The 26,828-nt window shown below is 69.1% G+C and carries 21 protein-coding genes; 11 read left to right on the top strand and 10 right to left on the bottom strand.

Annotated elements, in window-relative coordinates; genetic code table 11:
- Position 1: 1 nt before the first annotated feature.
- The gene (locus ACK4SE_RS03570) at positions 2 to 925 is read left to right on the top strand and encodes an L-threonylcarbamoyladenylate synthase (protein ID WP_409688859.1); all 924 of its coding nucleotides are present in this window, start codon (positions 2 to 4) and stop codon (positions 923 to 925) included.
- Here the strand turns inward: ACK4SE_RS03570 and ACK4SE_RS03565 are convergent.
- The 6 genes from ACK4SE_RS03565 to ACK4SE_RS03540 form a co-directional block, all read right to left on the bottom strand.
- Positions 922 to 1,827, bottom strand: a complete 906-nt coding sequence (locus ACK4SE_RS03565) for a hypothetical protein (RefSeq protein ID WP_409688857.1) — start codon at positions 1,825 to 1,827, stop codon at positions 922 to 924. The genes ACK4SE_RS03570 and ACK4SE_RS03565 overlap by 4 nt on opposite strands.
- Positions 1,828 to 1,877: 50 nt before the next feature.
- Positions 1,878 to 2,537, bottom strand: coding sequence for a 3-oxoacid CoA-transferase subunit B (locus tag ACK4SE_RS03560; RefSeq protein WP_409688855.1), 660 nt, complete (start codon positions 2,535 to 2,537; stop codon positions 1,878 to 1,880).
- Positions 2,537 to 2,695 carry a hypothetical protein gene (locus ACK4SE_RS03555; protein WP_409688853.1) on the bottom strand — a complete coding sequence of 53 codons (159 nt, stop codon included), beginning with the start codon at positions 2,693 to 2,695 and terminating at the stop codon, positions 2,537 to 2,539. Before ACK4SE_RS03555 ends, ACK4SE_RS03560 begins: the two co-directional genes overlap by 1 nt.
- Positions 2,695 to 3,399, bottom strand: a complete 705-nt coding sequence (locus ACK4SE_RS03550) for a CoA transferase subunit A (protein ID WP_409688851.1) — start codon at positions 3,397 to 3,399, stop codon at positions 2,695 to 2,697. Before ACK4SE_RS03550 ends, ACK4SE_RS03555 begins: the two co-directional genes overlap by 1 nt.
- 104 nt (positions 3,400 to 3,503) lie before the next feature.
- On the bottom strand, positions 3,504 to 4,292 hold the full coding sequence (locus ACK4SE_RS03545; protein WP_409688849.1) for a DUF1365 domain-containing protein: 789 nt from the start codon (positions 4,290 to 4,292) through the stop codon (positions 3,504 to 3,506).
- A gap of 4 nt (positions 4,293 to 4,296) precedes the next feature.
- Positions 4,297 to 5,691 (bottom strand): NAD(P)/FAD-dependent oxidoreductase, encoded by a 1,395-nt coding sequence (locus ACK4SE_RS03540; RefSeq protein ID WP_409688847.1) that lies wholly within the window; start codon positions 5,689 to 5,691, stop codon positions 4,297 to 4,299.
- Between the two features lie 124 nt (positions 5,692 to 5,815).
- Between ACK4SE_RS03540 and ACK4SE_RS03535 the strand changes: the two genes are divergently transcribed.
- The 6 genes from ACK4SE_RS03535 to ACK4SE_RS03510 all read left to right on the top strand — a co-directional run bounded on the left by ACK4SE_RS03535 (position 5,816) and on the right by ACK4SE_RS03510 (position 11,480).
- Positions 5,816 to 6,844 carry an SAM-dependent methyltransferase gene (locus ACK4SE_RS03535; RefSeq protein WP_409688845.1) on the top strand — a complete coding sequence of 343 codons (1,029 nt, stop codon included), beginning with the start codon at positions 5,816 to 5,818 and terminating at the stop codon, positions 6,842 to 6,844.
- Positions 6,845 to 6,865: 21 nt separating this feature from the next.
- On the top strand, positions 6,866 to 7,279 hold the full coding sequence (locus ACK4SE_RS03530; RefSeq protein WP_409688843.1) for a DUF2177 family protein: 414 nt from the start codon (positions 6,866 to 6,868) through the stop codon (positions 7,277 to 7,279).
- A 125-nt stretch (positions 7,280 to 7,404) separates the two neighbouring features.
- Positions 7,405 to 8,298, top strand: a complete 894-nt coding sequence (locus tag ACK4SE_RS03525) for a DUF459 domain-containing protein (protein WP_409688841.1) — start codon at positions 7,405 to 7,407, stop codon at positions 8,296 to 8,298.
- Positions 8,295 to 9,521: a GDSL-type esterase/lipase family protein gene (locus ACK4SE_RS03520; RefSeq protein ID WP_409688839.1), complete on the top strand. Its 1,227-nt coding sequence runs from the start codon at positions 8,295 to 8,297 to the stop codon at positions 9,519 to 9,521. The genes ACK4SE_RS03525 and ACK4SE_RS03520 overlap by 4 nt, the downstream gene beginning before the upstream one ends.
- A 3-nt stretch (positions 9,522 to 9,524) precedes the next feature.
- Complete coding sequence (locus tag ACK4SE_RS03515; RefSeq protein WP_409688837.1) at positions 9,525 to 10,940, top strand: MBOAT family O-acyltransferase; 1,416 nt, start codon at positions 9,525 to 9,527, stop codon at positions 10,938 to 10,940.
- A gap of 15 nt (positions 10,941 to 10,955) precedes the next feature.
- Positions 10,956 to 11,480 carry a hypothetical protein gene (locus ACK4SE_RS03510; RefSeq protein ID WP_409688835.1) on the top strand — a complete coding sequence of 175 codons (525 nt, stop codon included), beginning with the start codon at positions 10,956 to 10,958 and terminating at the stop codon, positions 11,478 to 11,480.
- Positions 11,481 to 11,482: 2 nt separating this feature from the next.
- On the opposite strand, the gene nagA is transcribed toward ACK4SE_RS03510, so the two are convergent.
- The 3 genes from nagA to ACK4SE_RS03495 are packed head-to-tail and all read right to left on the bottom strand — an operon-like array spanning position 11,483 to position 14,405.
- The gene (gene nagA, locus ACK4SE_RS03505) at positions 11,483 to 12,625 is read right to left on the bottom strand and encodes an N-acetylglucosamine-6-phosphate deacetylase (protein ID WP_409688833.1); all 1,143 of its coding nucleotides are present in this window, start codon (positions 12,623 to 12,625) and stop codon (positions 11,483 to 11,485) included.
- The gene (locus ACK4SE_RS03500) at positions 12,625 to 13,671 is read right to left on the bottom strand and encodes an SIS domain-containing protein (protein WP_409688831.1); all 1,047 of its coding nucleotides are present in this window, start codon (positions 13,669 to 13,671) and stop codon (positions 12,625 to 12,627) included. The genes nagA and ACK4SE_RS03500 overlap by 1 nt, the downstream gene beginning before the upstream one ends.
- A complete protein-coding gene (locus tag ACK4SE_RS03495) occupies positions 13,668 to 14,405 on the bottom strand; it encodes a GntR family transcriptional regulator (protein WP_409688829.1) in 738 nt (245 codons plus the stop codon). Before ACK4SE_RS03495 ends, ACK4SE_RS03500 begins: the two co-directional genes overlap by 4 nt.
- Before the next feature lie 257 nt (positions 14,406 to 14,662).
- Between ACK4SE_RS03495 and ACK4SE_RS03490 the strand changes: the two genes are divergently transcribed.
- The 4 genes from ACK4SE_RS03490 (at position 14,663) to nagE (ending at position 24,031) form a co-directional block, all read left to right on the top strand.
- Positions 14,663 to 17,395 carry a TonB-dependent receptor gene (locus ACK4SE_RS03490; protein ID WP_409688827.1) on the top strand — a complete coding sequence of 911 codons (2,733 nt, stop codon included), beginning with the start codon at positions 14,663 to 14,665 and terminating at the stop codon, positions 17,393 to 17,395.
- A 134-nt stretch (positions 17,396 to 17,529) separates the two neighbouring features.
- The gene (locus tag ACK4SE_RS03485; RefSeq protein ID WP_409688825.1) at positions 17,530 to 19,827 is read left to right on the top strand and encodes a family 20 glycosylhydrolase; all 2,298 of its coding nucleotides are present in this window, start codon (positions 17,530 to 17,532) and stop codon (positions 19,825 to 19,827) included.
- Positions 19,824 to 22,331: a phosphoenolpyruvate--protein phosphotransferase gene (ptsP, locus tag ACK4SE_RS03480; RefSeq protein WP_409688823.1), complete on the top strand. Its 2,508-nt coding sequence runs from the start codon at positions 19,824 to 19,826 to the stop codon at positions 22,329 to 22,331. The genes ACK4SE_RS03485 and ptsP overlap by 4 nt, the downstream gene beginning before the upstream one ends.
- On the top strand, positions 22,328 to 24,031 hold the full coding sequence (gene nagE, locus ACK4SE_RS03475) for an N-acetylglucosamine-specific PTS transporter subunit IIBC (RefSeq protein ID WP_409688822.1): 1,704 nt from the start codon (positions 22,328 to 22,330) through the stop codon (positions 24,029 to 24,031). The genes ptsP and nagE overlap by 4 nt, the downstream gene beginning before the upstream one ends.
- Positions 24,032 to 24,047: 16 nt before the next feature.
- Here the strand turns inward: nagE and ACK4SE_RS03470 are convergent, their stop codons facing one another.
- Positions 24,048 to 26,774: a M16 family metallopeptidase gene (locus ACK4SE_RS03470; RefSeq protein WP_409688821.1), complete on the bottom strand. Its 2,727-nt coding sequence runs from the start codon at positions 26,772 to 26,774 to the stop codon at positions 24,048 to 24,050.
- Positions 26,775 to 26,828: the final 54 nt, after the last annotated feature.

Genomic DNA, 26,828 nt, shown 5'->3' with positions numbered 1-26,828 from the left:
CATGACGCCCGAGGCCGAAATCCAGCACGCCGCCGTCGCCCTGAAGCGGGGCGAACTGGTGATCCTGCCGACCGAGACGGTCTACGGGCTGGCCGCCGACGCGGCCAATGGCGAGGCGGTGGCGCGCATCTTCGAGGCCAAGGGGCGGCCGCGCTTCAATCCCCTGATCGCCCATGTGGCCGACGCAGCCCAGGCGGAGCGGATCGCGGTGCTGGATAACCGGGCGCGCGCCCTGGCCGACGCCTTCTGGCCTGGCCCCCTGACCATCGTGGCGCCGGTGCGGGACCGGGCGGCGGTCTGTGATCTGGCGCGGGCGGGTCTGGACACTGTGGCGGTGCGCGTGCCCGGCCATACGCGGGCGCGGGCGGTGATCGCCGCCTTCGGCGGGGCGGTGGTGGCGCCCTCCGCCAATCGCTCGGGACGGCCCAGCCCGACCACTTTCGAGGATGCGGTGGAGGAGACCGGCGACCACGCCGGCGCGGCCCTCGACGGCGGGCCCTGCGCGGTGGGGGTGGAGAGCACGGTGGTGGCGGTGCTGGACGGCGCGATCCGCCTGCTGCGCCCCGGCTCGGTGACCCGCGACGACATCGAGGCGGTGGCCGGCGCCCTGTCGGACGGCGGCGGGGACGGCCATCGCTCGCCGGGGCGCTTGGCCCTGCATTATGCGCCCGATGCGCCGGTGCGGCTGAATGCAGAGCGGGCGGAGGCGGACGAGATCCTGCTGGGCTTCGGCCCGGTGGGGCCGGGGCGCTGGAGCCTTTCGTCGGCCGGCGATCTGCGCGAGGCGGCGGCCAACCTGTTCCGCATGCTGCGCGAGGCGGATCGGGAAAAGCCCCGCGCCATCGCTGTCGCTCCCATTCCGGCTCACGGTCTGGGGGAGGCGGTCAACGACCGGCTGAAGCGCGCCGCCGGGTTCGTCGGTTAGGCTTCGTCGCTTCGCGTCGCGATCAGGGTGCGGTTCAAACGGGCCATGACTTCGTCACGGCGGGCCTGGGCGGCGGACAGGGCGGTCTCGGCCCGGTCGATGACGGACAGCAGGGCCTCGCAGGCCTGATTAAGGACGCCCTGATCCGGATTCACCCGTCGCAGCGGCGTCAGCTTCTTGCCGTCGGCGCCCAGGGCCTTCAGCAAATCGTCGCGCCAGTCCATGGCCGCCTCGGCGGCCTGCTTGGCGGTCTCGGCCAGACGGGCGTCCACGTTCTGGACCATGCGGGTCAGGGGCAGGTGTTTCAGCCCCCCGTCGCGGGCCGGATCGGCGCGCTCGGGAAAGGTCATCAGGGCCTCGTCCAGCGCGGTGATGGCGGTCAGCAGGCCGTGGTGGTGCTCGTTCAGGGCGCCGTTGCGGCGGGCCAGTCCGGCGGCGGCGTCGCGCAGCTTGACCGCGGCGGTGGAGATGGACGGCGCCAGATCGGTCACATGGTCCCGGAAACGGGCGAGGCGCTTCGTGCGGCTGTCAAACAGCCCGCCCAGACCGGTGCGTGGCGTCAGCTCGGCGGGGCGCACGCTGGCGATCCGTGCGCGCAAATCCGCCAATTGGCCCCGGATGAAGTCGGCGTCGGCGCCCTGACAGGTCTGGTGCAGGCTCTCGCAGCCCGCGATCACGGCCGCGCGCAGGCCCTCCAGCGGGCCGGGGTCGGCGGGGGCGCCCTCGGCGGCGGGCGGCTCTTCGGCGGCCACCTGGACAGCAGGCTCGGCGCTGTCATCGTCAGCCGGTTCAGCCTCTGCCGTCTCCTCCGAGTTGGGCGCGGCGGCGACGGTGTGCTCTGTTTCCGCGACGACCGGCTCCGCCGCGTCCACGGGCCTTTCCTCGGTTTGAACGTCTGACACTGGCGCCTCCATGTCTGAACATCCGGGGTATTTCGCCCGGCCGAACAGCACTATGCCAGCGAATTAACCTTTTCGGAAACCGTGAAGTCAGCCTCGGTCTTCTCGCGCACCTCGTCCAGGGAGACGCCGTCGGCCAGTTCCATCAGCTCCAGCCCCGAGCCGTCCGGCTTGACGTCGAACACGGCCAGGTCGGTGATGATGCGGCTGACGACGGCCGTTCCGGTCAGGGGCAGACTACATTCTTTCAATACCTTGGACTGGCCGTGCTTGTTGGCGTGATCCATGACCACCACCACGCGCTTGACGCCGGCCACCAGATCCATGGCGCCGCCCATGCCCTTCACCAGCTTGCCGGGGATCATCCAGTTGGCGATGTCGCCGTTCTGGGCCACTTCCATGGCGCCCAGGATCGACAGATCGATGTGCCCGCCCCGGATCATGGCGAAGGAGTCCGCAGAGCTGAAATAGGCGCTCTCGGGGATTTCGGTGATGGTCTGCTTGCCCGCATTGATCAGATCGGGGTCCACCTGATCCTCATGGGGGAACGGACCCATGCCCAGCATGCCGTTCTCGGACTGCAGCGTGACCTCCATCCCCTCGGGGATGTGGTTGGCCACCAGGGTCGGGATGCCGATGCCCAGGTTCACATAGAAGCCGTCCTGCAGTTCCTTCGCGGCGCGTTCGGCCAGTTGTTCGCGGGTGCGGGCCATTACGCGGTCTCCTCAACGGTCTGGGCGGGTGGAAATTCGACGCGGACACCAAAGCCCGCGAGTGACGCGATGGCGAGAAGGATCAGGGCGGAAAGCAACGCCAGGACGACGTTCAGCTTGAGGTTGATCTCTTTCAGGGGGTCTTTCTGTTCGCTCATCAGACCGCCTCCCGTTGCCGCACCGTGCGCTGCTCAATGCGCTTTTCGAAGGTCCCTTGAATCAGGCGGTCCACATAGATGCCCGGGGTGTGGATGTGGTCGGGGTCGAGCGACCCGGTGGGGACGATCTCCTCCACTTCCACCAGACAGACCTTGCCGGCGGTGGCCATCATCGGGTTGAAATTGCGGGCGGTCTTGCGGAACACCAGATTGCCGCGCTCGTCGGCCTTCCAAGCCTTGACGATGGACAGGTCGGCGACCAGGCCAGTCTCCATTACATAGTCGCGGCCGTCGAAGTTTCGGACTTCCTTGCCTTCGGCCACCAGGGTGCCGACGCCGGTTGCGGTGAAGAAGGCGGGGATGCCCGCCCCGCCCGCGCGGATGCGCTCGGCCAGGGTGCCCTGGGGATTGAATTCCAGCTCCAGCTCGCCGGCCAGGTACTGGCGCTCGAACTCCTTGTTTTCGCCCACATAGGACGAGATCATCTTCCTGATCTGGTGCGTCTCCAGCAGCTGACCCAGGCCGAAGCCGTCCACGCCCGCATTGTTGGAGATGACGGTCAGGTCCTTCACGCCCGAAGCCTTCAGGCCGGCGATCAGATTTTCGGGAATGCCGCACAGGCCGAAGCCGCCTGCCATGACGGTCATGCCGTCGAAGGTGAGGCCCTCAAGCGCGGCCTTCGCGTCAGGATAGATTTTCCCCATGAGTGCGTCCCTGCGTTCCTGATTTTCACCGACTAATGAATAACGCGGCCTGCGCGCTTCGTAGCCGGAGGCGGCCGCGCGGGCAAGACCACGTCTCTAGCCGGTCAGCGCGCAGAACCCAAGGTCACGGGATGGACGGGGGGCGCGCCGCGCGAGCGGTATCTTGCACCCTTGATCATGCTGACCGCCGCCTCCCAGTGAATGCCCCACATGACCTTCCAGGTCAGAAGCGGGTGGGTGACGAAGGCGCGGAGCAGCGCGCCGTTGGTCAGGGGCCGACGCGCGCCGGAGAAGCTGGCGGTCAGGATCGGCGTCTGGCCCCGGCGCACGGCGATGGTGACGCCCACCGCCTCGCCGGGCGGGCGCACGGTGAAGTCATAGGTCAGGTCCATGTCCATCAGGGGCGAGACGAAGAACACCTTGTCGGCGCTCTGGCGCACCGGGCCGTCGGTCTGAACGCGGGGCGTGGCGATCAGATAGCTGTGACGCTCGTGGAAGGTGTTGGTGACCTCATAAAGGATCGCCGCCAGCGCCCCGTCCGGGTGGTGGCAGAAGAAGACGCTGAGCGGATTGAAGCCATAGCCGAGGATGCGCGGCATGGTCAGCAGGCGGATCGGTCCGCCCGCGATGTCGATGCCCGCCCCGGCCAGATGGGCCTCCACCTGTTCGCGCAGGGCGCGGCCCGACCGGTCGCCGTGGTCGGCCGCGCGCCAGCTCAGCACGCCGAACCGTCCCCGACCCAGCAGGCCTGGCCGCCGATCCTCGATGTGATCCAGATCCAGCAGCAGCATATAGACCCGGTAGGCCAGCCGGTGGCGGATGCCGTGCATGCGTTCATGGGTCACCCGGCCCACGTAGAGCGCGCTGGCGTCGGGCGGGGCGGCCATCAGCATGGGATCAGGCCACCTGCTCCACCGGCCGGCTCATGGAGGGGCCGTGGGACGCAGCGGTTGCGGGCGCGCTCACGTGGATGCGGCCGCTCTCATTGTCGACGGTCCAGGGCCGGCGCACGCCGCCCAGCTGCTCGGCCACGGCGAGGCCGGACTGCAGGCCGTCCTCGTGGAAGCCCGAGCCGAACCACGCCCCGCAGAACCAGACATTGCGCGCACCCTGCAAGGACCAGAGCTCGCTCTGGGCAGCCACGGCGGCGCGATTGAAGACGGGATGCTCATAGTCCCATTCGCCCAGCACCGTAGCGGGGTCCGGCTCGCGCGCCGGGTTCAGGCTGACGAACAGGTTGGGGCCCGGCAGGGACTGCAGATCGTTCATCCAGTAGGTGACGCCGCCCTCGCCGCAGCGGTCGCTGTGACCCAGGTGGTTCCACGCGGCCCAGGCCTTGCGGCGTCTGGGCATCAGCGAGGCGTCCCGGTGCAGGACGGCGCGGTTCTTCTGGTAAGGAATGGCGCCGATGAGGCGGCGCTCCTCGGCGGTGGGGGCTTCCAGCAGGGCCAGCGCCTGATCCGAGTGGACCGCCAGCACCACGGCGTCGAACCGTTCCAGCGACCCGTCCGCCAGCCGCACCGCCGCCGCGTCTCGCCCGCGCGCCACGCCGGTCACCCGCGCGTGGCGGACCTCGCCGGAAAAGTCGGCCAGGATGCGCTGGACATACGCGCGGCTGCCGCCGTCCACAGTGCGCCAGGTGGGCCGCGTGTCATAGGTCAGCAGGTTGTGGTTCATGTAGAACCGCACAAAGGACGCGGCCGGGTATTCGCTCATCTGGCTCATGGAAGAGGACCAGATCGCCGCCGCCTGGGGCAGCAGGTGGGCGTCGCGGAACAGGGGGCTGTAGCCGCGCCGATCCAGATAGGCGTCCAGGGTTTCTCCGCTGGCCTCCAGCTCGGCCAGGTCAGCGGGCGCCTCCTTCTGGAAACGCAGCACGTCGCCGATCATGCGCCAGAAGCGGGGACTGGCGTAATTGCGCTTCTGGGCGAACAGGGCGCCGACCCCGTGGCTGGAATACTCCAGCGCCCCGCCGTCCAGCGACACGGCGAAGGACATGTAGGCGGCCTTGTGGGGCACGTTCAGGTGCGCGAACAGGGCGGTCAGATTGGGATAGTTGGCTTCGTTGTAGACGATGAAGCCGGTGTCCACCGCCACCGGCCCGTGGGGCGAGGGGGCGTCCACGGTGTTGGAGTGGCCGCCGATGCGGTCTTCGGCCTCATACAGCGTCACCGCGTGCGCCTTGCCCAGCAGCCAGGCGGCGGACAGGCCCGCCACGCCCGATCCCACCACCGCGATGCGCTTGCGTTCGCCGGAACCGGCCTGTGTGGAGGCGACGAGATGGGGCGGCAAGGGGAACCTCCGGGTCCGAACGGGTTTCACGGACAACTACGGCCCGTAGCGCCCGCCGGATGACATCCGGATGCGAACCTGCGCCGTATCTGATTTGAATGCCGCGCTGGAGGAGCCGTTCCGCATGAACCTGGCCAATGTCGCCATCCGTCGTCTGCAGGACGCCCCCTTTCCCGACTTCGTGGCGCGTCCGGCGGTGGCCAGTCTGGTGGCCGAGGCCAGGAAGCGGCTGGCCAGGGACCCGCCCCACACCGAGTTCGATTTCGCCTGCCAGATGGCGGCGCGGCCCGTGGCAGAGCATGCCGATGCGGCCAATGAGCAGCACTACGAGCTGCCGCCGCAGTTCTTCCGTCTTTGCCTGGGGCCGCGGCTGAAATACTCCAGCTGCCTGTACCCCACCAGCGGCGAGACTTTGGCCGAGGCCGAAGAGTTCGCCCTGGCGGAAACCTGCCACCACGCGGATTTGAAGGATGGGCAGTCGATCCTGGAGCTGGGCTGCGGCTGGGGCTCGCTGAGCCTGTGGATGGCCGAGCGCTATCCGAATGCTGAGATCACGGTGGTGTCCAACTCCAGCGGTCAGCGCGGCCACATCGAGGCGGCGGCCACGGCCATGGGGCTGAAGAACCTGACCGTCATCACCCGCGACATGAACGACTTCCAGACCGACGAACGTTTCGACCGCATCGTCTCAGTCGAGATGTTCGAGCACATGGCCAACTGGCGCGAGCTGCTGACCCGGGCGCGCGGTTGGCTGAAGCCCGAGGGGCGGCTGTTCGTCCATGTGTTCACCCACAAGGACGCGCCCTACCGCTTCGACCACGGCGACAGCAGCGACTTCATCGCCCAGCATTTCTTCACCGGCGGGGTGATGCCCAGCCACCGCCTGATCCGCCAGTTTCCCGACCTGTTCGAGGTGGAGGAGGAATGGCGCTGGTCCGGCGAGCACTATCAGCGCACCGCAGACCACTGGCTGGAGAATTTCGACGTCAACAGTGCCGAGATCATGGCGCTGATGCGCCAGACCTATGGCCCGGACGCCAAATTGTGGGCGCGGCGCTGGCGACGATTCTTCATGGCCACCGCAGGACTGTTCGGCGACGACGGCGGGCGCACCTGGGGTGTCAGCCACTATCGGCTCAAGCCGTTCGTTTGATGGAATAATGGGAGACGACCGATGATCAAATATGTGGCCGCCTATCTGGGGGCAGGCGTGGCCTTCGCCGTCATCGACGCGGTCTGGCTGACCACCATGACCGACCGGCTGTATCGTCCGATCATCGGCCCGATCCTGGCCGACAAGCCGAACATGGTCGCGGCGGTGGCCTTCTATCTGATCTATCTGTTCGGGATCGTCTTCCTGGCCATCGCTCCGGCCCTGAAGGAGGGTCAGTGGACCCGTGCCCTGATCACCGGGGCGGTGCTGGGGCTGGTGGCCTACGCCACCTATGACCTGACTAATCAGGCGACCCTGAGCCTCTGGTCCACGAAAATGACGATCATCGACATCATCTGGGGCACGGTCCTGACCGCCAGCGCGGCCACGGCGGGCTATTTCGCCGCCAGCTGGGCCGAGGGACGCTGGGGCTGATCCTCGCGCCGCGCAGCCTGCGTTAACCTTTTTCCTCGCCTGAGACGGGTTCGGGCTGGTCTGACAATCCCTTGTCGGGTTAACAGGGCTCCGGTGAACCGCTCAGGTTCCGGGGGGCGAGAGGGTTGCGCGCCAGCATCAACGCACTGACGGCGGCATTGATCGTGGGGGTGATCGTGGGCCTGGCCCTGACGCCGGACGGTCGCGGCTGGCTGCGCAACCCGACTCTCATGCTGGGTTCGGCCAATGCTTCTGCAAGCCCGCCCCCGCCCCAGGTCATGGCGACGGTCGCCCGGCCCGAGCCTGTCCTTCCCACCGCGCCGCGCGTCACGCCGCTGAGCCGGCGTGTGGCGGAAGGCGAACTGGTGGTCGGGGTGATCGGCGACTCCATGGCCGACGGGCTGTGGACCGGCGTCTATCGGGATCTCCGCGACGTGGACGGGGTGCGTGTGGTGCGCATGGCAGAGGTCTCCACCGGCCTCTCGCGCTATGACTATGTCAACGTCCACGACAAGACCGCCCGACAGCTGCGCGAACAACCTATCGACGCGGCGGTGGTCATGTTCGGCACCAACGACGCCCAGGCCATCGAGGACGACGGGGTCATCCACGCGTTCGGCACGCCCGGCTGGCGCGAGATCTACGCCCGGCGGGTGGATGATCTGGTGGCCCTGCTGCGCGACAACGACGTGGCGGTCTACTGGGTCGGCCTGCCGCGCATGAAGCGCGAGTCCTGCGACGCGCGCATGAGCCTCATCAATGGACTTGTGGCCGAGCGCATGGCGGCGCTGGATGTGGCCTATATCGACACCGTGGCCCTGACCTCCAGCGACGGCGGCGCCTATGACGCCTATCTGACTGCCACGGACGGACGGCGGCGGCTGATGCGAGCCCATGACGGCATCCACATGTCCATGGCCGGCTACCTGCGCCTGACCGAGCCGGTGACCGAGCGCCTGCGGGCCGACGCCGGGCTGAACCGCCCGGGGAACGTGACGGCGGACGGGGCCGGGGGGTGAGCCGCACGCGGCTGGCCGGACTGGTCGCGGCGCTTACGACAGTCATGACGCCCGCACAGGCCCAGGACCCCATGAGCGCGCTCGAACGCCCTGAAACCCTGACGCGCTTCTTCGACGCCCTGGACGCGGCCGCCGCCGGCGAGGGCGAGCGGCCGGTGCACATCCTGCAACTGGGCGACAGCCACACGGTGGGTGACCTGATCACCGCCTCGGTGCGCTCGCGGCTGCAGAACAGCATCGGGCGCGGCGGGCGCGGTGCGCTGCCGCCGGGCAAGCCCTATGCGCTGTACCAGCCCCGGCAGGTGGAACTGTTCGAACAGGCCTGGACGGCGGTGACGCCGGGGCCGGGTTCAGCCGCCATGTCCGGCGTGGGGCTGAGCGGATCGCGGGTGCTGATCTGGGGCGAGGGGTCGTCCCTGCGCATGGAAGCCGAGGGTTCCGCCGCCTTCAGCCGCATTGTCCTGTGCGGTGCGTCGGGCCCCGCCGCCGGGACCCTGACGGTGCGCGCGGGTTTCAGCGAGACGGTGGTCAGCTTCGCCGACGCGGCCGCCGGCGCCGCCTGCCGCGAGGTGCGGCTGGGGGAACCGGCGCGGTCAGCGACCCTCATCGGCGGGACCGGGGCGGTGGACCTGCACTCGGTGGCGACGTTCGCTGAGGGACCCGGGGTGGCGGTGTCGGCGCTGGGCGTCATCGGGGCGACCCTGAGAGATCTGGCCGTGCGCGACCCGGCGGTGGTGCGCGCCGAGCTCGAAGCCTGGGGGCCCGATCTCATCGTGCTGGCCTTCGGCACCAACGAGGGCTTCGACCCGTTCCTGGACCCCGGCGCTTATGAGCCCCTGCTGCGAGGCCAGATCGCGCGGCTGAGGTCGCTGGCGCCAGACGCCGACATCCTGATTCTCGGCGCGCCGGACGCCCAGCGGCCGGAGGGCGGCGGGACCTGCGGCGACGAAGAGACCCTGTGGCGCATCCCGCGCGAACTGCCGCTGGTCCGGGATGTGCAGCGCCGGGTCGCCGCCGACATGGGTGTGGCGTTCTGGGACTGGCATGCACGCATGGGCGGGGACTGTTCAGCGCACCGGCTGGCCACGGCCTGGGAGCCCCTGATGCGGGGCGACCATGTGCATTTCAACTCCGCCGGGGGCGACTGGATCGGGCAGATGCTGTCCGGGGATCTGACCGCTGCGTGGCGCGCGAGGGCCGTCCCGGCCGCCGCGGAGGAATAGCCGATGCTGTTCCCTACCCTGGGCTTCGGGATCTTCTTCCTGTTCGTCTATTTCACCGCCTGGTCGCTGGATCGCGAGAACGGGCGGCGCAAGATCTTCCTGCTGCTGGCCAGCTGGTTCTTCTACGCCCAGTGGGACTGGCGCTTCGTCGGCCTGCTGATCGCCTCGGCCATTCTGAACTGGGGCGTGGCGGCCATGATCGCGGCCAGCGACAGCCCGGGCCGACGAAAATGGCTGGTGGCGCTGGGCGTCACACTCAATCTGATCATTCTGGGCGTGTTCAAATACTACGGCTTCTTCGTCGAGCAGGCGATCGAGCTGCTGAACCAGTTCGGCTGGGAGCGGGACGCGCCCTTGCTGCAGATCGTCTTGCCCATCGGCATCTCGTTCTTCACCTTCCAGGGCATCAGCTATGTGGTGGACGTGCACCGGGGCAAGACGCCGCCGGCGCGCTCGCTGGTGGACGTCATGCTGCTGATGTCCTTCTTCCCCCATCTGGTGGCAGGACCCATCGTGCGGGCCTCGGACCTGCTGCCCCAGTTCGACCGGGTGCCGCGCCTGACCCGCGAAATGGCGGCCCTGGGCCTGCTGCTGATCGCCTGGGGCCTGTTCAAGAAGACCGTGATCGCCTCGGAGCTGGCCGTGCGGCTGGTGGACCCGGTGTTCTTCGATCCGTCGGCCTACGGAGCGCTGGACATCGCCGCGGCGACCTACGGCTATGCAGTGCAGATCTACTGCGATTTCTCTGCCTATTCAGACATGGCCATCGGGTTGGCGGCGCTGCTGGGCTATTCCTTCCCGCGCAATTTCGACCAGCCTTACCGCGCCGGGTCCCTGCAACAGTTCTGGCGGCGCTGGCACATCAGCCTGTCCAGCTGGCTGAGAGACTATCTGTACGTGCCGCTGGGGGGCGGCCGTAAGGGGCTGGTGTCGTCCTGCATCAACATCATGATCACCATGCTGCTGGGCGGGCTGTGGCACGGGGCGGCCTGGACCTTTATCGCCTGGGGCGCCCTGCATGGCGCGGTGCAGGCGGTGGAGCGGGTGTGGCGGCACTTCCGCGAAGGCCAAAAACGTTCTTGGGCCGGGCTGCCGCACTGGCTGGGGGTCATCGTGACCTTCCATATCGTCTGCCTGGGCTGGATCCTGTTCCGGGCCGAGAGCTTCGACCTGGCCATGCAGATGCTTCATGGCCTCGCCCGCATGGCGCCGGTCATGGTGCTGACGCCGTTCCTGCTGGCCCTGATCGTCGGCGGGGTCGCCATGCACTGGCTGCCGCCGCGCGCCGTGGAGGGGCTGGCCGTGCGGGTCAAGGAGGCCCCGGCCATCACCATGGGCGTGCTGGTGGGGATCCTGATCCTGCTGGTCGAGGCCGTGCGTCCCGAGGGCGTGGCTCCCTTCATCTATTTCCAGTTCTAGGCGTTGGCGGAACCCATGGACCCGAACGAGCCGAAAGCCCCCGACGAGCCCGCCCCCTTCCCGGCCGGCGAGCACGATCCCTTTCCGCCGCGCGGTGAGGAGCTGACGCCGGACAGTCTGACGTCTGCGCGGACGCCTGCCCCGGAGCCGGATGATCGCAACGACTGGATCCAGTCGGCGGACGCGCACGACCTTCCCACGCGCGAGCCCCGTCTGAAGACCCTGGGCCGCTACGCCTTCCCGCCCGAGCCGCCGCTGGACGAGGAGGGGGAGGCGGCCCGGGACCGCCGCTGGACCAGCCGCACGGTGATTTTCGCCGCCCTGTTCCTGCTGGTGTTCAACAGCGTCTCGATCCAGTCCTGGTCCCGCCAGCAGGAGCCGGGCTGGATCACCGCAACGGTCCAGCAACTGGCCGACGTCTGGACCGGCCAGATCAGCCAGCTGGGCGCCGACCAGCCCCGCCAGGGTGTGCGCGAGGCCTACGAAACCGCCCGCGACCAGCGCTTCATCGGCCAGCCCGACACACCGCCGCCGACCTGAAGCTAGTCCGGCGACTGAGTGCGGCCGCCGATCCAGGTGCGGATCGCCTGACCCTCGTGGTCCAGCAGGACCAGATCGGCCATCAGGCCGGGGACGATGCCGCCGCGCTGGTCGGACAGGCCCATGAAGGCGGCGGGGGCCGTGGCGGCCATGAAGGCAGCCTGGGGCAGGGTGAGGCCGAGGCGCGCGACGGCGTTGCGGACGGCCGAAGCCATGTCCAGATCGGCGCCGGCCAAGGTGCCGTGCTCGTCCATGCAGACGCCGTCCTCAACCGTGATGCGGCGGCCGTTCAGCTCGAAAACCTTGTCGGTCATGCCCACCGAGGGCATGGCGTCAGTCACCAGCATGAAGCGGTCAAGGGGGCGGGCGCGCAGGGCGATCTTCAGGGTGGCGTCATGGACGTGGCGGCCGTCCACGATCAGGCCGCACCAGCAGTTCGGGTCGTCCAGGACGGCGCCGACCACCCCGGGCTCGCGGTTGCCCAGCTGGCTCATGGCGTTGAACAGGTGGGTGACGCCGCTGGCGCCGGCGTCCAGCGCGCGGCGGGCCTCGTCATAGCCGGCGTTGGTGTGGCCGATGGCGACGACCACTCCGGCGGCGGCCAGACGGCCGATCATCGCCGGCGTGGCCGCCTCTGGAGCCACGGTGACCAGTGTGCGGCCGCGCGTCAGCGAGGTGAGCAGGGCCAGGCCCTCCTCGTCCAAATCGCGCAGGTGATCCAGACTGTGGATGCCGCGGCGGCGAGCGCTGAGATAGGGGCCTTCGATATGGATGCCCAGAACGCCCGGCACGCCCTGTTCGATGGCCGCCTCCACCGCGCGCATCGCGCGATCGATGACGTTCAGATCGTCGCTGATCAGGGTGGGCAGGAAGCCGGTGGTGCCGAAGCGGCGGTGGGCGGCGGCGATGGCCGCGATGCCCTCTACGGTCGGCTCGTCGTTGAACAGGACCCCGCCGCCGCCGTTGACCTGGGTGTCGATGAAGCCGGGCAGCAGGGTTCCGCCGTCCAGATCCACGCGCGCGCCGTCGGGCGCGGCGTCGTCGGCGACCACGTCGGCGATGCGGTCGCCGTCCAGAACCACCGCCACGTCCTCGCGCAGGACTTCGCCGGTCAGCACCTGGCCATTGATCAGAACCGTGCGCATCAGACCGTTTCAGTGACCTTGTTCAGATGGGGCGGGCGATCGGGGTCATAGCCCCGGGCCACCGACAGGGCGTTGGCCATGCGGTAGAAACTCTGGATCATCAGGATCGGCTCCAGCCCCGGATCGGCGGCCAGGGCAGGCAGGTCGCCGGGCTCCCCGGACGCGGCCGTCAGCACGTGGGCGCCGCGCGCGGCCATGTCGGCTGCCATGGCCCGCACTCCGTCGCGGGTTTCATCATTCTGGGCGAAGACGAACGCGGGAAAGCCGGGCTCGACCAGGGCCATCGGGCCGTGCAGCACCTCGGCAGTCGAGAACGCCTCGGCGTGCAAGCCGCACGTCTCCTTGAACTTGAGCGCCGCCTCCAGGGCTATGCCGTAGCCGACGCCGCGTCCCAGCACGTAGAGATTGCGCGCGTTTCTGAGGGCCTCGATCCCCTGCGACCAGTCCAGCGTCCAGGCCTGGGTCAGCTGGGCAGGCAGCGCGGAAAGACCGGCCCGCAGGCCGGCGTCATCGCTCCATGCCGCCGTCAGATGCGCCAGGGCGCTCAGCGAGGCGATGTAGGATTTGGTGGCCGCCACGCTGCGTTCGGCCCCGGCGTGCAGCGGGATGACAATGTCGGCGGCCTCTGCCAGCGGCGAGTCGGCATCGTTCACGAGGGCGACCATGCGGGCGCCTGCGTCCTTCGCCGCGCGCACGGCGGACAGAAGATCCGGGCTCTGTCCCGACTGGGAGATGGCCAGACCCAGTACGCCGTCCAGGGTCTGGTGGGTCTGATAGACCGAGCTGACCGACAGGCCGGCGGCCGAGGTAAGGACCCCCAGCCGCGTGCCCATGAGATAGCGGCCGTAGGTGCCTGCGTGGTCCGAGCTGCCGCGGCCGAAGGTGACGACCGCGCGGGGCGGTTCGCGGCGCAGGGTCTGGGCCAGCTCGCGCACGATGTCCTCGTTGGCCGCCAGCTGGCGCGCCACGGCGGTCGAGGCTTCGGCGGCTTCGGCGAACATGCGGGTGGATTCGGCGGACGGGGCGGTCACGGCGGCGGCTCTCACGACAGGGCGTTCAGTTCGGCGACGAAGTCATAGGCGTCGCCGCGATAATAGGACTGCGTCACCTCAACGGCCCGACCATCCGCCAGGATGCCACGCCGCTCGATCAACAGGGCGGGATCGGTGGGACGCAGGCCCATCAGCTCGGCATGTTCGGCGCCCAGAAGCACCGCGCGCAAGCGCTGCAGCGCGCGCGCCGGGCGGTGGCCGGTCTTCTCAAGCGCCGCATAGAGGGAGTGGTCCACGTCATTGGGCGAGGCCAGGCAGAACCCGGGAACGGTCGCAAACTCCAGCGCCATGACCGCGCCGTCGGCGTAGCGGATGCGGCTGAAGCGGTAGACCGGGGTGCCCGGCGACAGGCCCAGGGTCATGGACTCTTCCGGCGTCACAGCGCCGCGCGACTTGGTCAGCCAGGCGCTGTGCGGGGTGCGGCCGCGCGAGATCATGTCCTCGGTGAAGGACGACAGCTTGGAGAAGTTCTTCTCCACGCGCGCGGCGACGAAAGTGCCTGCGCCCTGGCGACGGGTCAGCAGGCCTTCGCCCACCAGGCCGTCCAGCGCCTTGCGCACGGTGATGCGTGAAATCTTGTACTCTGCCGCCAGATCCCGTTCCGCAGGCAGGGCGTCATCGGGCCCCAGCACCTTGGCGTTGATGGCGTCGCGCAGGGCCTTCTGAAGCTGCTTGTAAAGGGGCGCGTGGTCGCCCTGGTCCAGCGCGCCGATCCGTTCAGAAAACATGGACGAAACCTCTTCCTTGCGGGCCGATCATCCCGCGTCGTCGGTGACGGTAACACCGGACCAATGAGATACCAATATGAAATTTGTTCGGAATTGGGCTCATTTTGGGCTTGTCATTTTTCCGTAATGGGGCAGTGTTCGGTTCATTGGCCCGGCGAGCCCGTGCTCCTGCAAAGAGAAAGCAGGATCATTGGTATTACATTGGGCTTCAATCGGCTTGGGGACGGGGGTCCCCATCTTTGAGGGGAGAGTGCCGGGTGACCAGAGTTCATAAATCGCTCATCGCAGCGTCTGTCAGCGGTCTGGCCCTGATGGCCGCCGGCGCCGCAATGGCTCAAACCGGACCGGATGTGACGGAGGTGGACGAGGTCGTCGTCACCGGCATCCGCGCCGCGCTTCAGCAATCGCTGGAGACCAAGCGCAGCTCCAACTCCATCATCGACGTGGTGACGGCCGAGGATGTGGGTCGCTTCCCGTCCTCCAATGTGGCCGAGGCCATCACCATCATTCCGGGCGTGACCATCGACCGCGAGTTCGGCCAGGGCGAGAAGGTCTCGATCCTGGGCACCGACCCCGCCCTGAACCGCACCCTGCTGAACGGCCAGACGGTGGCCTCGGCGGACTGGTTCATCCTCGATCAGCCGGGCCGGACCTTCAACTATGCGCTGCTGGCGCCGCAGATCGTCGGCAGCGTCGAGGTCTACAAGACGCCCGAGCCGCGCATCGACGAGGGCTCGATCGGCGGCACGGTGATCGTCAACACGCGCCGTCCGCTGGACGCAGGCATCGACCCGATCTCGGGGGCGGTGACCTATCTGTGGAACGACCGCTCCGAGGAGGGCGACTTCCAGTATTCGATCATGGGAAACTGGACCAATCCGGAACGCACCTTCGGCGTCCTGCTCGCCGCCCAACGGGCCAGCGACTTCCTGCGACGCGACGGGGTGCAGTCCTATGGCACGGTGACGGCGGCCGACTATCTGCCGTCGACCCAGCCGTCGTGGAAACCCGGATCGCCCACCTGCGTCGGCCAGTGCGCGGACACCCTGGCGGCCAACCCCGACGCCATCGGCCTGAACGCCCTGGCCGCGTCCTACTTCGAGCAGCAGCGTGACCGGGACAGCTACATGGCGGCCCTGCAGTGGCGGCCCACCCCGAACCTGGAGATCAATTTCGACTGGCTGCGCATCGACGCTAGCTACGACAACACCAACCAGTCCATGTTCGCCTTCCAGGGCAACACGTGGAACGCGCTGGACCGCCTCACCGACATCACGGTCGAGGACGGGATCATCACCCAAGCGACGTTCGACAACGCCCTGTCGGTGCTGGACGTGCAGTACCGCGAGGCGTCCATGACCTCGGACAGCTACCGCCTGAATCTGGAATGGTCCGGCGAGCGCTGGGACGTGTCGGGGGTGGCGGGCTACACTTCTGCCGAGGGCGGGACCCAGCGCCAGCTGTTCGGCGAGTTCCTGAACTGGTCGAACTATACGGTGGACATCTCGGGCGCTCCCGGGCGGCCGGGCGTGGTCACCTATGAAGACAACATCATGGACGATCCCACGGCCTTCGCCTTCGACGGCGGCTGGGGCGCAGGCGATCCGACCCAGGGCCCGACGGGCTGGAACTCGGGCTGGGGCGGCAACATCGTCTCCAAGCCCACCACGGACGAGGAGCAGTACGCCCAGATCGACCTGGGCTACGAGCTGGCCGGCGCCATCAACCGTGTCCAGTTCGGCTACAAGTACCGCGACCACGAGACGGACCAGCGCATGTCGGGCGTGTCGATCCCGATCTACGGCTATGTCGGCGACACCTCCATGTTCAATCCGCGCCAGGTGCCGTCCAACTATCTGGAGGGCTTTGACGTCAACGACCAGATGCGCACCCGTTTCGTCATCGACGGGGCCGCCCTGGCCGACTACCTGGCCTCGGGCGACTATCTCCAGCCCTGGCAGGACGCGCCGGAAGTGACGGTGTTCGGCAACGCCGAGTTCACCTCGCAGAACTGGAACATCCAGGAGGCCGCCCACGCCGCCTATGTGCAGGCCGACTTCGAGACCGGCCGGATGCGGGGCAATTTCGGCCTGCGCTATGTGCGCACCGAATCCGAGAGCGGCGGCTACACCTGCATCAACCAGACGGCGTCCGGCTGCGGCACCACCGAGGCCGACTGGGAATGGGTGGTGGCAACCAAGGACTATGACAACTGGCTGCCCAGCGCGAACGTGGCCTTCGACCTCAGCGACGACCTGATCCTGCGCCTGTCGGCGGCCCAGGTGATCGCGCGGCCGAACTTCGCGGACATGTCCAACTACTTCTGGCTGTCGGACCAGATCCTGACCGGCGGCGGCGGCAACCCGGACCTGGACCCGTATGAATCGCTGAATCTGCACGCCTCGCTTGAGTGGTACTTCCAGCCTGAAGCCATCCTCGGCGCCGAGTTCTTCTACAAGGACATCGACAACTACATTCTGCAGGCGACAGCGCCCGAGGATCACTTCAACCAGGCCCAGCAGGCGGTCACCACCTACCAGATCAGCCGCCCGGTGAACGCCGGATCGGCCGAGGTGCGCGGGGTGGCCCTGGCCTACCAGCAGACCTTCGCCTACGGGTTCGGCCTGCTGGCCAACTACACCTATGTGGACGCCGAGGCGGCCGACGGTTCGCCCCTGCCGTACAACTCGAACCACCAGCTGAACATCAGCCCGTTCTACGAGAGCGGACAGTTCTCGGCCCGTCTCGGCTACAGCTGGCGTTCGGAGTACTTCACGGGTGTGGACCGGGCCAACGACATGTACGTGGACGACCATGAAAATCTGGACGCCACGGTCAGCTGGGCCTTCAGTGATCAGGTCAGCATGACCCTCGCGGGCCAGAACCTGCTGGACAGCGAGTACTACAGCTATGCCGATACCGTGGCGCTGCCGCGCGGCGTGTACCGGACCGGCCGAAAGCTGATGGCGACGCTCGCCGTCAACTTCTGACGCAGGGGCGCGGGGCGGGCGATCCCGCCGCTCCGCGCCGCCTTCGTCAGCCTATCCCCTGAGCGAACTGGGGCGGCCGCATTGCGCCGCCCCCTCTTTCGCCGGACAGTCTTCCCGAGTGCGAGGGGCCTTCCATGTTCAAGACCATTTCATCCGCCATTGTCCTGTCCGTCGCCGGACTGATGACGGTTGCGGCCCCCTCGTGGGCGCAGGCTCCCTCGCTGATTCCGGCGCCGGCCGCGGCGACGCCCGCCGAGGGCGTGTTCCGCCTGGACGCCGCCACCGTGGTGCGGATACCGCCCGGTGATGAAGAGGCGGCCCGGGCGGCCGCCTATTTCACTGACCTGATCCGACGCACCCGGGGGCTCGAACTGGCCGTGTCGGCCGAGCCGGGGGCGGGGATCGTCTTCGAACGCAACGAGGGCGGCGCCGAGGACGCCTATGGGCTGGCGGTCGGACCGCGCGGAGCGACCATCGCCGCCTCGGACTTCGGCGGCCTGCTGTATGGCGGGGTGAGCCTGTGGCAGCTGGCCACCGCCGGGGCGGGGCAGGGCGCGGTCGAGATCGCCGCGACGACCATCGAGGATGCGCCGCGCTTCGGCTGGCGCGGGCTGATGCTGGACTCGGCGCGCCACTTCCAGAGCATCGACATGGTCCGCGACCTGATCGACGTCATGGCCACGCACAAGCTGAATGTGCTGCACTGGCACCTGACCGACGATCAGGCCTGGAGACTGGAGATCAACGCTTATCCGCGCCTGACCGAGGTGGGCGCGTGGCGCCAGCAGGCCGGGGCGGCAGGCTTCGACGAGCAGGGCGAACCCCTGCTCTACGGCGGGTTCTATACCCAGGATCAGGTGCGCGAGGTCGTGGCCTATGCCGCCGCGCTGAACATCACCGTGGTGCCCGAGATCGAGATGCCGGGCCATGCCCTGGCGGCGGTCGTGGCCTATCCGGAACTGGGATCGGTCGAGGATCTGCCGGACGCCGTCTTCACCGACTGGGGCGTCTTTCCCTGGCTGTTCAACATCGAGGACGGGACGTTCGCGTTCCTGGAGACGGTGCTGGACGAGGTCATGGCCCTGTTCCCGAGCGAATACATCCACATCGGCGGCGACGAGGCGGTCAAGGATCAGTGGGAAGCCAACGCCCGCATCCAGGCGCGCATGGTCGAGCTGGGCGTTGCGGACGAAAGCGAGCTCCAGAGCTGGTTCGTGCGCCGCATCGAGCGCCACCTGAACGCCAACGGCCGGCGCCTGATCGGCTGGGACGAGATCCTCGAAGGCGGCCTGGCGCCCAACGCCACCGTCATGTCCTGGCGCGGCATCGACGGCGCCATCGAGGCGGCGCGGATGGGGCATGACACGGTCCTGACGCCCGCGCCGGTCCTGTATTTCGACCATCGCCAGAGCAACAGCCCCGATGAGTCCCCCGGGCGCGGCGCGGTGATCAGCACCCGCGACGTCTACGCCTTCGACCCGGCGCCGGACGCTCTCACCGAGGATCAGCTGGATCATATCCTGGGCGTGCAGGGCAATGTCTGGACCGAGCACATCCGCACCGAGGAGCGGCTGTGGGACAAGCTGTTCCCGCGCATGGCGGCGGTCGCCGAGCTGGCCTGGTCGCCGCCCCACGCCAACGACTGGGCGAGCTTTGCGGCGCGCCTGCCCGACCAGCTGGATCGCTACGAGGCGCTGGGCGTGACCCACGCGACCATCTGGCTGGAGCCGATGCTGTCGCTGGACCTGGCCGACGACGGGATCGCGGTGTCGCTGTCCAATGAGCTGGACGCGGGCGAGATCCGCTACACCACCGACGGCAACGCGCTGTCGCCTGACGCAGCGGTGTTCACCGACGCGTTGACGGTCCAGCCGGGCGCGACCTTTCGGGCGCAGAGCTGGCTGAATGGCGAACCCATCGGCCGCGCGCGGGAATGGACCGTGTCCGCCCGCGACGCGGTGACGCGCACCAGCCATCAGCTGGGCCAGTGCGTGGGCGGGCTGGTTCTGGCGCTGGAGGACGACGCGCCGCGCGGGCCGGACACGGACGAGCGCGCCGTGCTGGTGACCGACATTCTCAACCCGTGCTGGGTCTATGAGGCGGCGCCGCTGGACGGGGTGACCATGGTGACGGCGCACGTGGGCCAGCATCCCTTCAACTATCAGGTGGGCGCGGCGCGGGACTCGGTGCCGCTGCATCCCATGGCCACACCGCACGGCGAGCTGGAGATCCGGCTGGACAGCTGCGAGGGGCCGCTCATCGGCGCCCTGTCGCTGGCGCCCGCCGTGGACAATGACGGCATCACCGTCCTGACCGGCGAGATCACGCCGCAGGACGGGCGTCATGACCTGTGCCTGCGCTTCACGCGGGACTCGGTCGACCCGATCTGGGCGGTCGAACGGATTACGCTCGGCGGCCGGGAGCGCCCATGACCGACATCGTTCTCGTCGCCCCGGTCGCCGGTTGGGCCACGCCGCTTTCCGAGGCGCCGGACCCGGTCTTCGCCGAGCGGATGATGGGGGACGGCGTGGCGGTGGACCCCATCGAGGGCGTGCTGCGTGCGCCCTGCGACGGAGTGGTGACGATCCTGGCGCCCGCGCTCCACGCGGTGACCATCCGCGGCGAGAGCGGGGTCGAGGTGCTGATGCATATCGGTCTGGAGACCGTGGCCCTGAAGGGCGAGGGTTTCACCGCCCGCGTCACGGAAGGCCAGGCGGTCAAGGCGGGCGATCCGCTGATCGAGTTCGATCTGGACCGGATCGCGGGGCGAGCGAAGAGCCTGATCACGCCGATCATCATCACCAACGGCGACGCCTTCGAGGTGGCGACCCGCGTCACGGACCGGGAAGTGAAGGCGGGCGATCCGCTGATGACCCTGCGGGCTCTGGGGGCGGCAGCGGAAACGACGCAGACGGCGGGGCCCGCCGCCGAACGGCAGGTGGTGACGCCGCTGGCGCACGGCATCCATGCCCGCCCGGCGGCGCGCATCGCGGCACTGGCGAAAGGGTTCGACGCCGAGGTGACCGTGGCGGCCTTCAACCGCAGGTCCAGCGCGAAGAGCCCGGTGGGCGTCATGGCCCTTGCCATCCGGCACGGCGACGCGATCACCCTGTCGGCCAGCGGGCCGGACGCGGCGCGGGCGGTGCAGGCCCTGGCCGAACTGATCGAGGGCGGCATGGGCGAGGCGGGCGCCGCCCCCGTGCCGAAGACGACGCCGGCGCCGACCCCCCGGCCCCGGCGGGCCCTGCACACCGGGGTGCTGCGTGGGGTGACGGCGGCGCCGGGGGTGGCCATTGGCCAGGCCGCGCGGCTGATCCGCACCGAGATCGAGGTTGCCGTCGACGGGCGGGGCGCCCGCGTCGAGCACGCCGCCCTGAACGGGGCGCTGGAGACGGTGCGTGAAAGGCTGCAGGCCCTGACCGGCGGCGACGCCACCCGCGGCGCCATCGCCGGGGCGCACCTGGCTTTTCTGGACGATCCCGAACTGCTCGCCTCGGCCCAGCGGGGCATCAACGAAGGGCGCAGCGCGGGCCATGCCTGGCGCACCGCCATCGACGGTTTCGTGCAGGCGCTGAACGCCCTGGGCGACCGGCGCATGGCCGAGCGCGTCGACGACCTCAAGGATCTGGAGCGTCAGGTGCTGGCCGTGCTGACGGGGGAGGGCGAGAGCGGGACGGATGCGCCGCTGGGCGCCGTGATCATCGCCGAGGAGCTGGCGCCGTCGCAGGTGATGGCGCTGGACCCGTCGCGGATCGGCGGCCTGTGCATCGCGCGGGGCGGGCCCACGTCCCATGTGGCCATCCTCGCCGCGTCCATGGGCCTGCCGTGTCTGGTGGCGCTGGGCGAGGATCTGATGGACGTGATGGACGGGGCCGCCCTGATCCTGGACGCCGACGCCGGCACCCTGCGGGTGTCGCCCGACGCGGCGGCGCTGGGGGCCGCGCAGACCGCGCTGGCCCGGCGTCACCAGCGCCACGCCGCCGCCCTCGAGACCGCGGGCGAGGACTGTCGTCTGTCGGACGGCGCCCGCATCGAGGTGTTCGCCAATCTGGGCGCGGTGGGCGAGGCCGGGCGGGCGGTGGCCAACGGCGCCGAGGGCTGCGGCCTGCTGCGCACCGAATTCCTGTTCCTCGAGCGCGAGACGGCGCCCGACGAGGACGAACAGGCGGCCCAGTATCAGGCCATCGCCGACGGGCTGGGCGGACGGCCGCTGATCGTGCGGACGCTGGACGCGGGCGGCGACAAGCCCATGCCCTATCTGCCCATTCCCCACGAGGAGAACCCGGCGCTGGGACTGCGCGGCGTGCGGGTGGGGCTGTGGCGGCCGCAGTTGCTGATGACCCAGCTGCGGGCCATCCTGCGGGTGACGCCCACCGGCCAGTGCCGCATCATGGTCCCCATGGTGGCCAGCCCCGATGAACTGGCGGCCGTGCGCCGCATGCTGGAGGAGGCGCGGCGCGACATGGGGGTGACGACGCCGGTCCAGCTGGGGGTGATGATCGAGACGCCCGCCGCCGCCGTCACCGCCGACCTGATCGCCGAACAGGCGGACTTCCTGTCCATCGGCACCAATGACCTGACGCAATATGTGCTGGCCCGCGATCGGGGCAATCCGGCGGTGGCCGCCGACATCGACGGCCTGCACCCCGCCGTGCTGCGCCTGATCCGCCAGACCTGCGAGGCGGGTCAGGCGAAAGGCCGCTGGGTGGGGGTGTGCGGCGGGCTGGCCGGGGACATGGCCGCTGCGCCGATTCTGGTGGGGCTGGGCGTGACCGAGCTGTCGGCGGCCCCCGCCGTGTTGCCGGACCTGAAGGCGTTGCTGCGCGGCCTGACGCTGGAGGCGTGCCGCGATCTGGCGGCGCGGGCGCTGGCCTGCTCGTCCGTGGACGAGGTGCGCGCCCTGGCTGATGATTTCCGAAGGGGAGCCGACCGATGAAGGCCCTGCTCGAACGCCTGCAGCCTCTGGGCCGGGCCCTGATGCTGCCCATCGCGGTGCTGCCCGCCGCGGCCCTGCTGTTGCGGCTGGGCCAGCCGGACCTGCTGGACATCGCCTTTATGTCGGCGGCGGGGGATGCGGTGTTCTCGAACCTTGGCCTGCTGTTCGCCATCGGCGTGGCGGTGGGCTTCGCGCGCGACGGCAACGGCGCGGCGGGGCTGGCGGGGGTGGTCTGTTTCCTGATCGCCACCGAGGGGGCCAAGGCCCTGCTGGTCGTGCCGCCCGAAGTGGTGGCGGGACTGCCCGAAACCTCCGTCGCTCTCGCCGAGGCGGCGTGGCGCGATGGGGCGCTGGCGCGGCTCAGCGTGCCCATCGGCATCCTCTCCGGCCTGATCGCGGGCGACTTCTACAACCGGTTCTCGACCCTGAAGCTGCCCGAGTATCTGGCCTTCTTCGCCGGGCGGCGCTTCGTGCCCATCGTCAGCGGCGTGGCGGGACTGGCGCTGGCGGCCATCATCGGCTTCGGCTTTTCCGGCATCAGCGGGGCCATGGACGGATTCAGCCGCGCCATCGTCGGTTCGGGCGAGGTGGGTCTGTTCCTCTACGGGGTACTGAACCGGCTGCTGATCGTCACGGGCCTGCACCACATCCTCAACAACATCGCCTGGTTCGTGATCGGGGACTATCAGGGCGTCACCGGCGACCTGCGCCGGTTCTTCGCCGGAGACCCCGAGGCCGGCGCCTTCATGTCCGGCTTCTTCCCGGTGATGATGTTCGGCCTGCCCGCCGCCTGCCTGGCCATGTACCACGCGGCGAAACCGGAGCGGAAAAAGGCCGTGGGCGGGATGCTCATGTCCCTGGCCCTGACGGCGTTCCTGACGGGCGTGACCGAGCCCATCGAGTTCACCTTCATGTTCCTGGCCCCGGTGCTGTACGCCGTGCACACGGTGCTGACCGGCGCGGCCATGGTGATCATGAGTCTGCTGGACGTGAAGCTGGGCTTCGGCTTTTCGGCGGGCCTGTTCGACTATGTGCTGAACTTCAACCAGTCGACGCGGCCGCTGATGCTGATCCCGGTGGGACTGGCCTATTTCGCGCTCTACTACGGCCTGTTCCGGCTGGTGATCCATCGCATGGACCTGAAGACGCCGGGGCGCGAGGACGAGCCGGCGGCGCCGTCCGGCGCCGTGCAGGCGGCGTCGTCAGGCGGGCGCGGCGCGGGCTATCTGGCGGCCCTCGGCGGCGCGGCCAATGTGGAGAGCGTGGACGCCTGCACTACCCGCCTGCGCCTCATCCTGAAGGATCAGGGCGCCGTGGACGAGGCCGGGCTGAAAGCGTTGGGGGCGCGCGGGCTGGTGCGCCCCTCGGACCGGGCCTTGCAGGTGGTGCTGGGGCCCATCGCCGATCAGGTGGCCAGCGAGATCCGCGGCGCCATGGCCGGTGCGTCAGACCCCGGTCCCGCCGCGGACACCGTCGACGGCCCGGGCTGGCTTGCGGCGCTGGGGGGGCGCGGCAACGTCCTTTCAACGGAACACCGTGAGAGCCGGGTTCTGGTGCGCCTGAAGGCCGCGTCCGGCGCCGATGTGTCGGCCCTGAGGCGTCTTGGCGTGCGGAGCGTGGCGGTGACCGCCGAGGGCGTTCACCTGATCCTCGGGAACCGCGCCGGGGCCGTGGCCAGGGCTCTGGACGAGCCGGGTTGATCCGGGCCGCGGCTGGTCAACGCAGCCGGGTGCCCTCGGCGTCCCAGACCTCGACCTCGCCCAGACCCAGGGCGCGCACGCCGGCCTCGATCTGGCTCAGGTCGCCGACGATCACCCAGGTCATGGCGTCCGGGCGCAGCATGGCGGCGGCCGCACCCACGGTCTCGGGCGTGAGGGCGGCGTAGCGGCCCGGCAGCGTCGTGATCCACTCGTACGGATGCTCGAAGCGCGTGACGTAGCTGAGATAGCCCACCATCGCATTGTTGGTCTCGAAGCGGTCCGACAGGGTCAGCACCTGACCGCGACGGTACAGGTCGAGCTCTTCGCTGCCGGGGGGCCGGGCTCCGCCGATCTCGTTCAGCTCGCGGGCGATCTCGGACAGGGCGTCAGCCGTGCGGTCGGTCTGGACGCTGGTGGAGACCGAGAACACCTGCGGGCCCAGGGCGTCGCTGACATTGCTGCCGGCGCCGTAGGTCCAGCCCTTCTCCTCACGCAGGTTCATGTTGAGCCGGGACGTGAAGCCGCCGCCCAGAATGCCGTTCAGCACGTCCAGGTCGAAGTTGCGCGGATCCAGCCCGTTCGGCGCCACATGGCCGACCCGGATCACCGACTGGACCGAACCGGGCCGGTCGACCAGCACCACGCGCGGCGCCGTCTGGTCGGCGACCCCGGCGATGGTGGTCTCGCCCCGGGACGCGGCGGGCGCCGTCCAGTCTCCGAAGGCGTCCTCCAGCGTGGCCATCAGGGCGTCGAATTCGGCGTCGCCCGCGGCGAAGATCACCGCATTGTCCGGCCGGATGAAACGCTCGTGGAAGGCGATGAGATCGTCGCGACTGTAGGACCGGATCACATCCGCCCGGCCCGCCAGCGGGGCGCCATAGGCGTGGTCGGCGCCGAACATCAGATAGTTGAACACCCGCCCCGCAATGCTGCCGGGATCGGCCAGCGCCTGCTGCACGCCGGCGACCGCCATGCCCCGCTCGCGCTCCAGATCGCTCTCCCGGAAGCCGGGATCGCGGATGTACTGCGCCCACAGGCCGACGGTGTCGTCCAGCGAGCGGGTCAGGGCGGAGACCGAGAAGCTGGTGGTGTCGGAGTCGGCCCAGGCATAGATGCGGGCGCCCAGCATTTCCTGCGCCTGGGCGAATTCCTGGCCGGTGAGGGTGTCCGTCCCATCGTCCATCAGGCCGACGGTGAAGCCCTGCAGACCGGGCTTCATGCCCTGGTCGGCGGCGCCGCCCGCGTCAAAGGCCATGACCATGTCCACGGTCGGCGTACCGTCGCGCCGGGCGTGGAGGACGCGGATGCCGTTGGACAGGCGCCCCTCCCGCACGGGCGGCAGCACCAGTTCTGACTCGGGGCCCATGGGCGGAAGCTGGCTGCGGTCCGCACCGTCCGGCCCGGCCGCGTACTGGGTCTGGGGTACGACGGTCAGCCGGTAGTTGGGGCGGCCCAGCCACTCATTCACGGCGGCCCGCACCTCATCGGCCTGAACCGCGTCGAACGCCGCCTGGTCAAGCTCGAACTGGCCGGGATTGCCCTCCCCGATGGCGCCGCCCGCCAGCATCATGGCGCGCAGATACAGCGACTCCAGCATGCGCACCGTGTCGCCATAGGTGGTGATCTTGACCCGCTCCAGCTCCTCAGCGGTGGGGCCCTCGGCCATGAATTCGTCCAGTACGGCCTGCAGGGCCGCCTCGGCCTCGACCGGATCGACGCCCGGCTGGAGCCGGATCTCGATATTGAACAGGCCCGAAATGGCGGCGCCTTCGTAATTGGCCGAGACGCTGTTCGCCAGTTGCCGGTCGATCACCAGCGCCTGGTTCAGGCGCGACAGCCGCCCGCGACCCAGAATTGACGAGGCCATGCGCAGGGCCTGTCGGTCCCCGGCGTCGTTGCCGGGAACGGGCCAGCTCCAAGAGATCGCTGTCTGCGGCACATTGTCGGCCACCACCTCGGTCCTGACCCGGTCCAGCAGCGGCGTCCATTCGGTCATGCGCCCGATGGGGGGACCCGGCTGGACGCTGGCGAAATAGCGGGTCATCAGCTCGCGCGCCTGCTCCACCGTCACGTCGCCGGCCAGGGCCACCACGGCGTTGGACGCGCCGTAGTACTGGTGGAACCAGGCGTGCACGTCCTCCAGCGAGGCGGCGTCCAGATCCTCCATCGAGCCGATGATGGGGTGATGATAGGGGTGGTCGGACGGAAAGATCGCCTCGGCCCGCAGCTCCGGCATCATCGAATAGGGCTGGTTGTCGCGGGTGCGCTTCTCGTTCTGGACGACGCCGCGCTGCTCATCGAGCTTCTCCTGGGTCACGGCGCCGAGCAGATAGCCCATGCGGTCCGACTCAAGCCACAGCACCCGCTCCAGACCGCCGGTGGGCACCACCGCATAGTAGTAGGTCTGGTCCAGCGTCGTGGCGCCGTTGACCGCCGACGCGCCGATTTCCTGAAGCGGCGGCATGTACTCGTCGTCGCGGTGCTCCGACCCGTTGAACATCAGGTGCTCGAACAGGTGGGCGAAACCGGTCTGGCCCGCCGGCTCGTTCATGGACCCCACGTGGTACCAGACGGTCACCGCCACCTTGGGCGCGGAATGATCCTCATGCACGACGACCCGCAGCCCGTTGGGCAGGGTGAACTGCTCGTAGGGCAGCAGCGCCTGTTCCGCCGACTGAGCTGTGGCGGGCGAACCGAGTAGCGCCGCGGCCGATGCGACCAGCACGAGCATCATCGTCTTCATGGTGTTTCCTGACGTGGAGAAGAATACGGCCAGCGCGTCGGGACGCACTGGCCG

The sequence above is a fragment of the Brevundimonas sp. genome (assembly GCF_046293315.1).
Classification (GTDB): Bacteria; Pseudomonadota; Alphaproteobacteria; order Caulobacterales; family Caulobacteraceae; genus Brevundimonas.
This window is presented reverse-complemented; position numbering and strand designations above follow the sequence as displayed.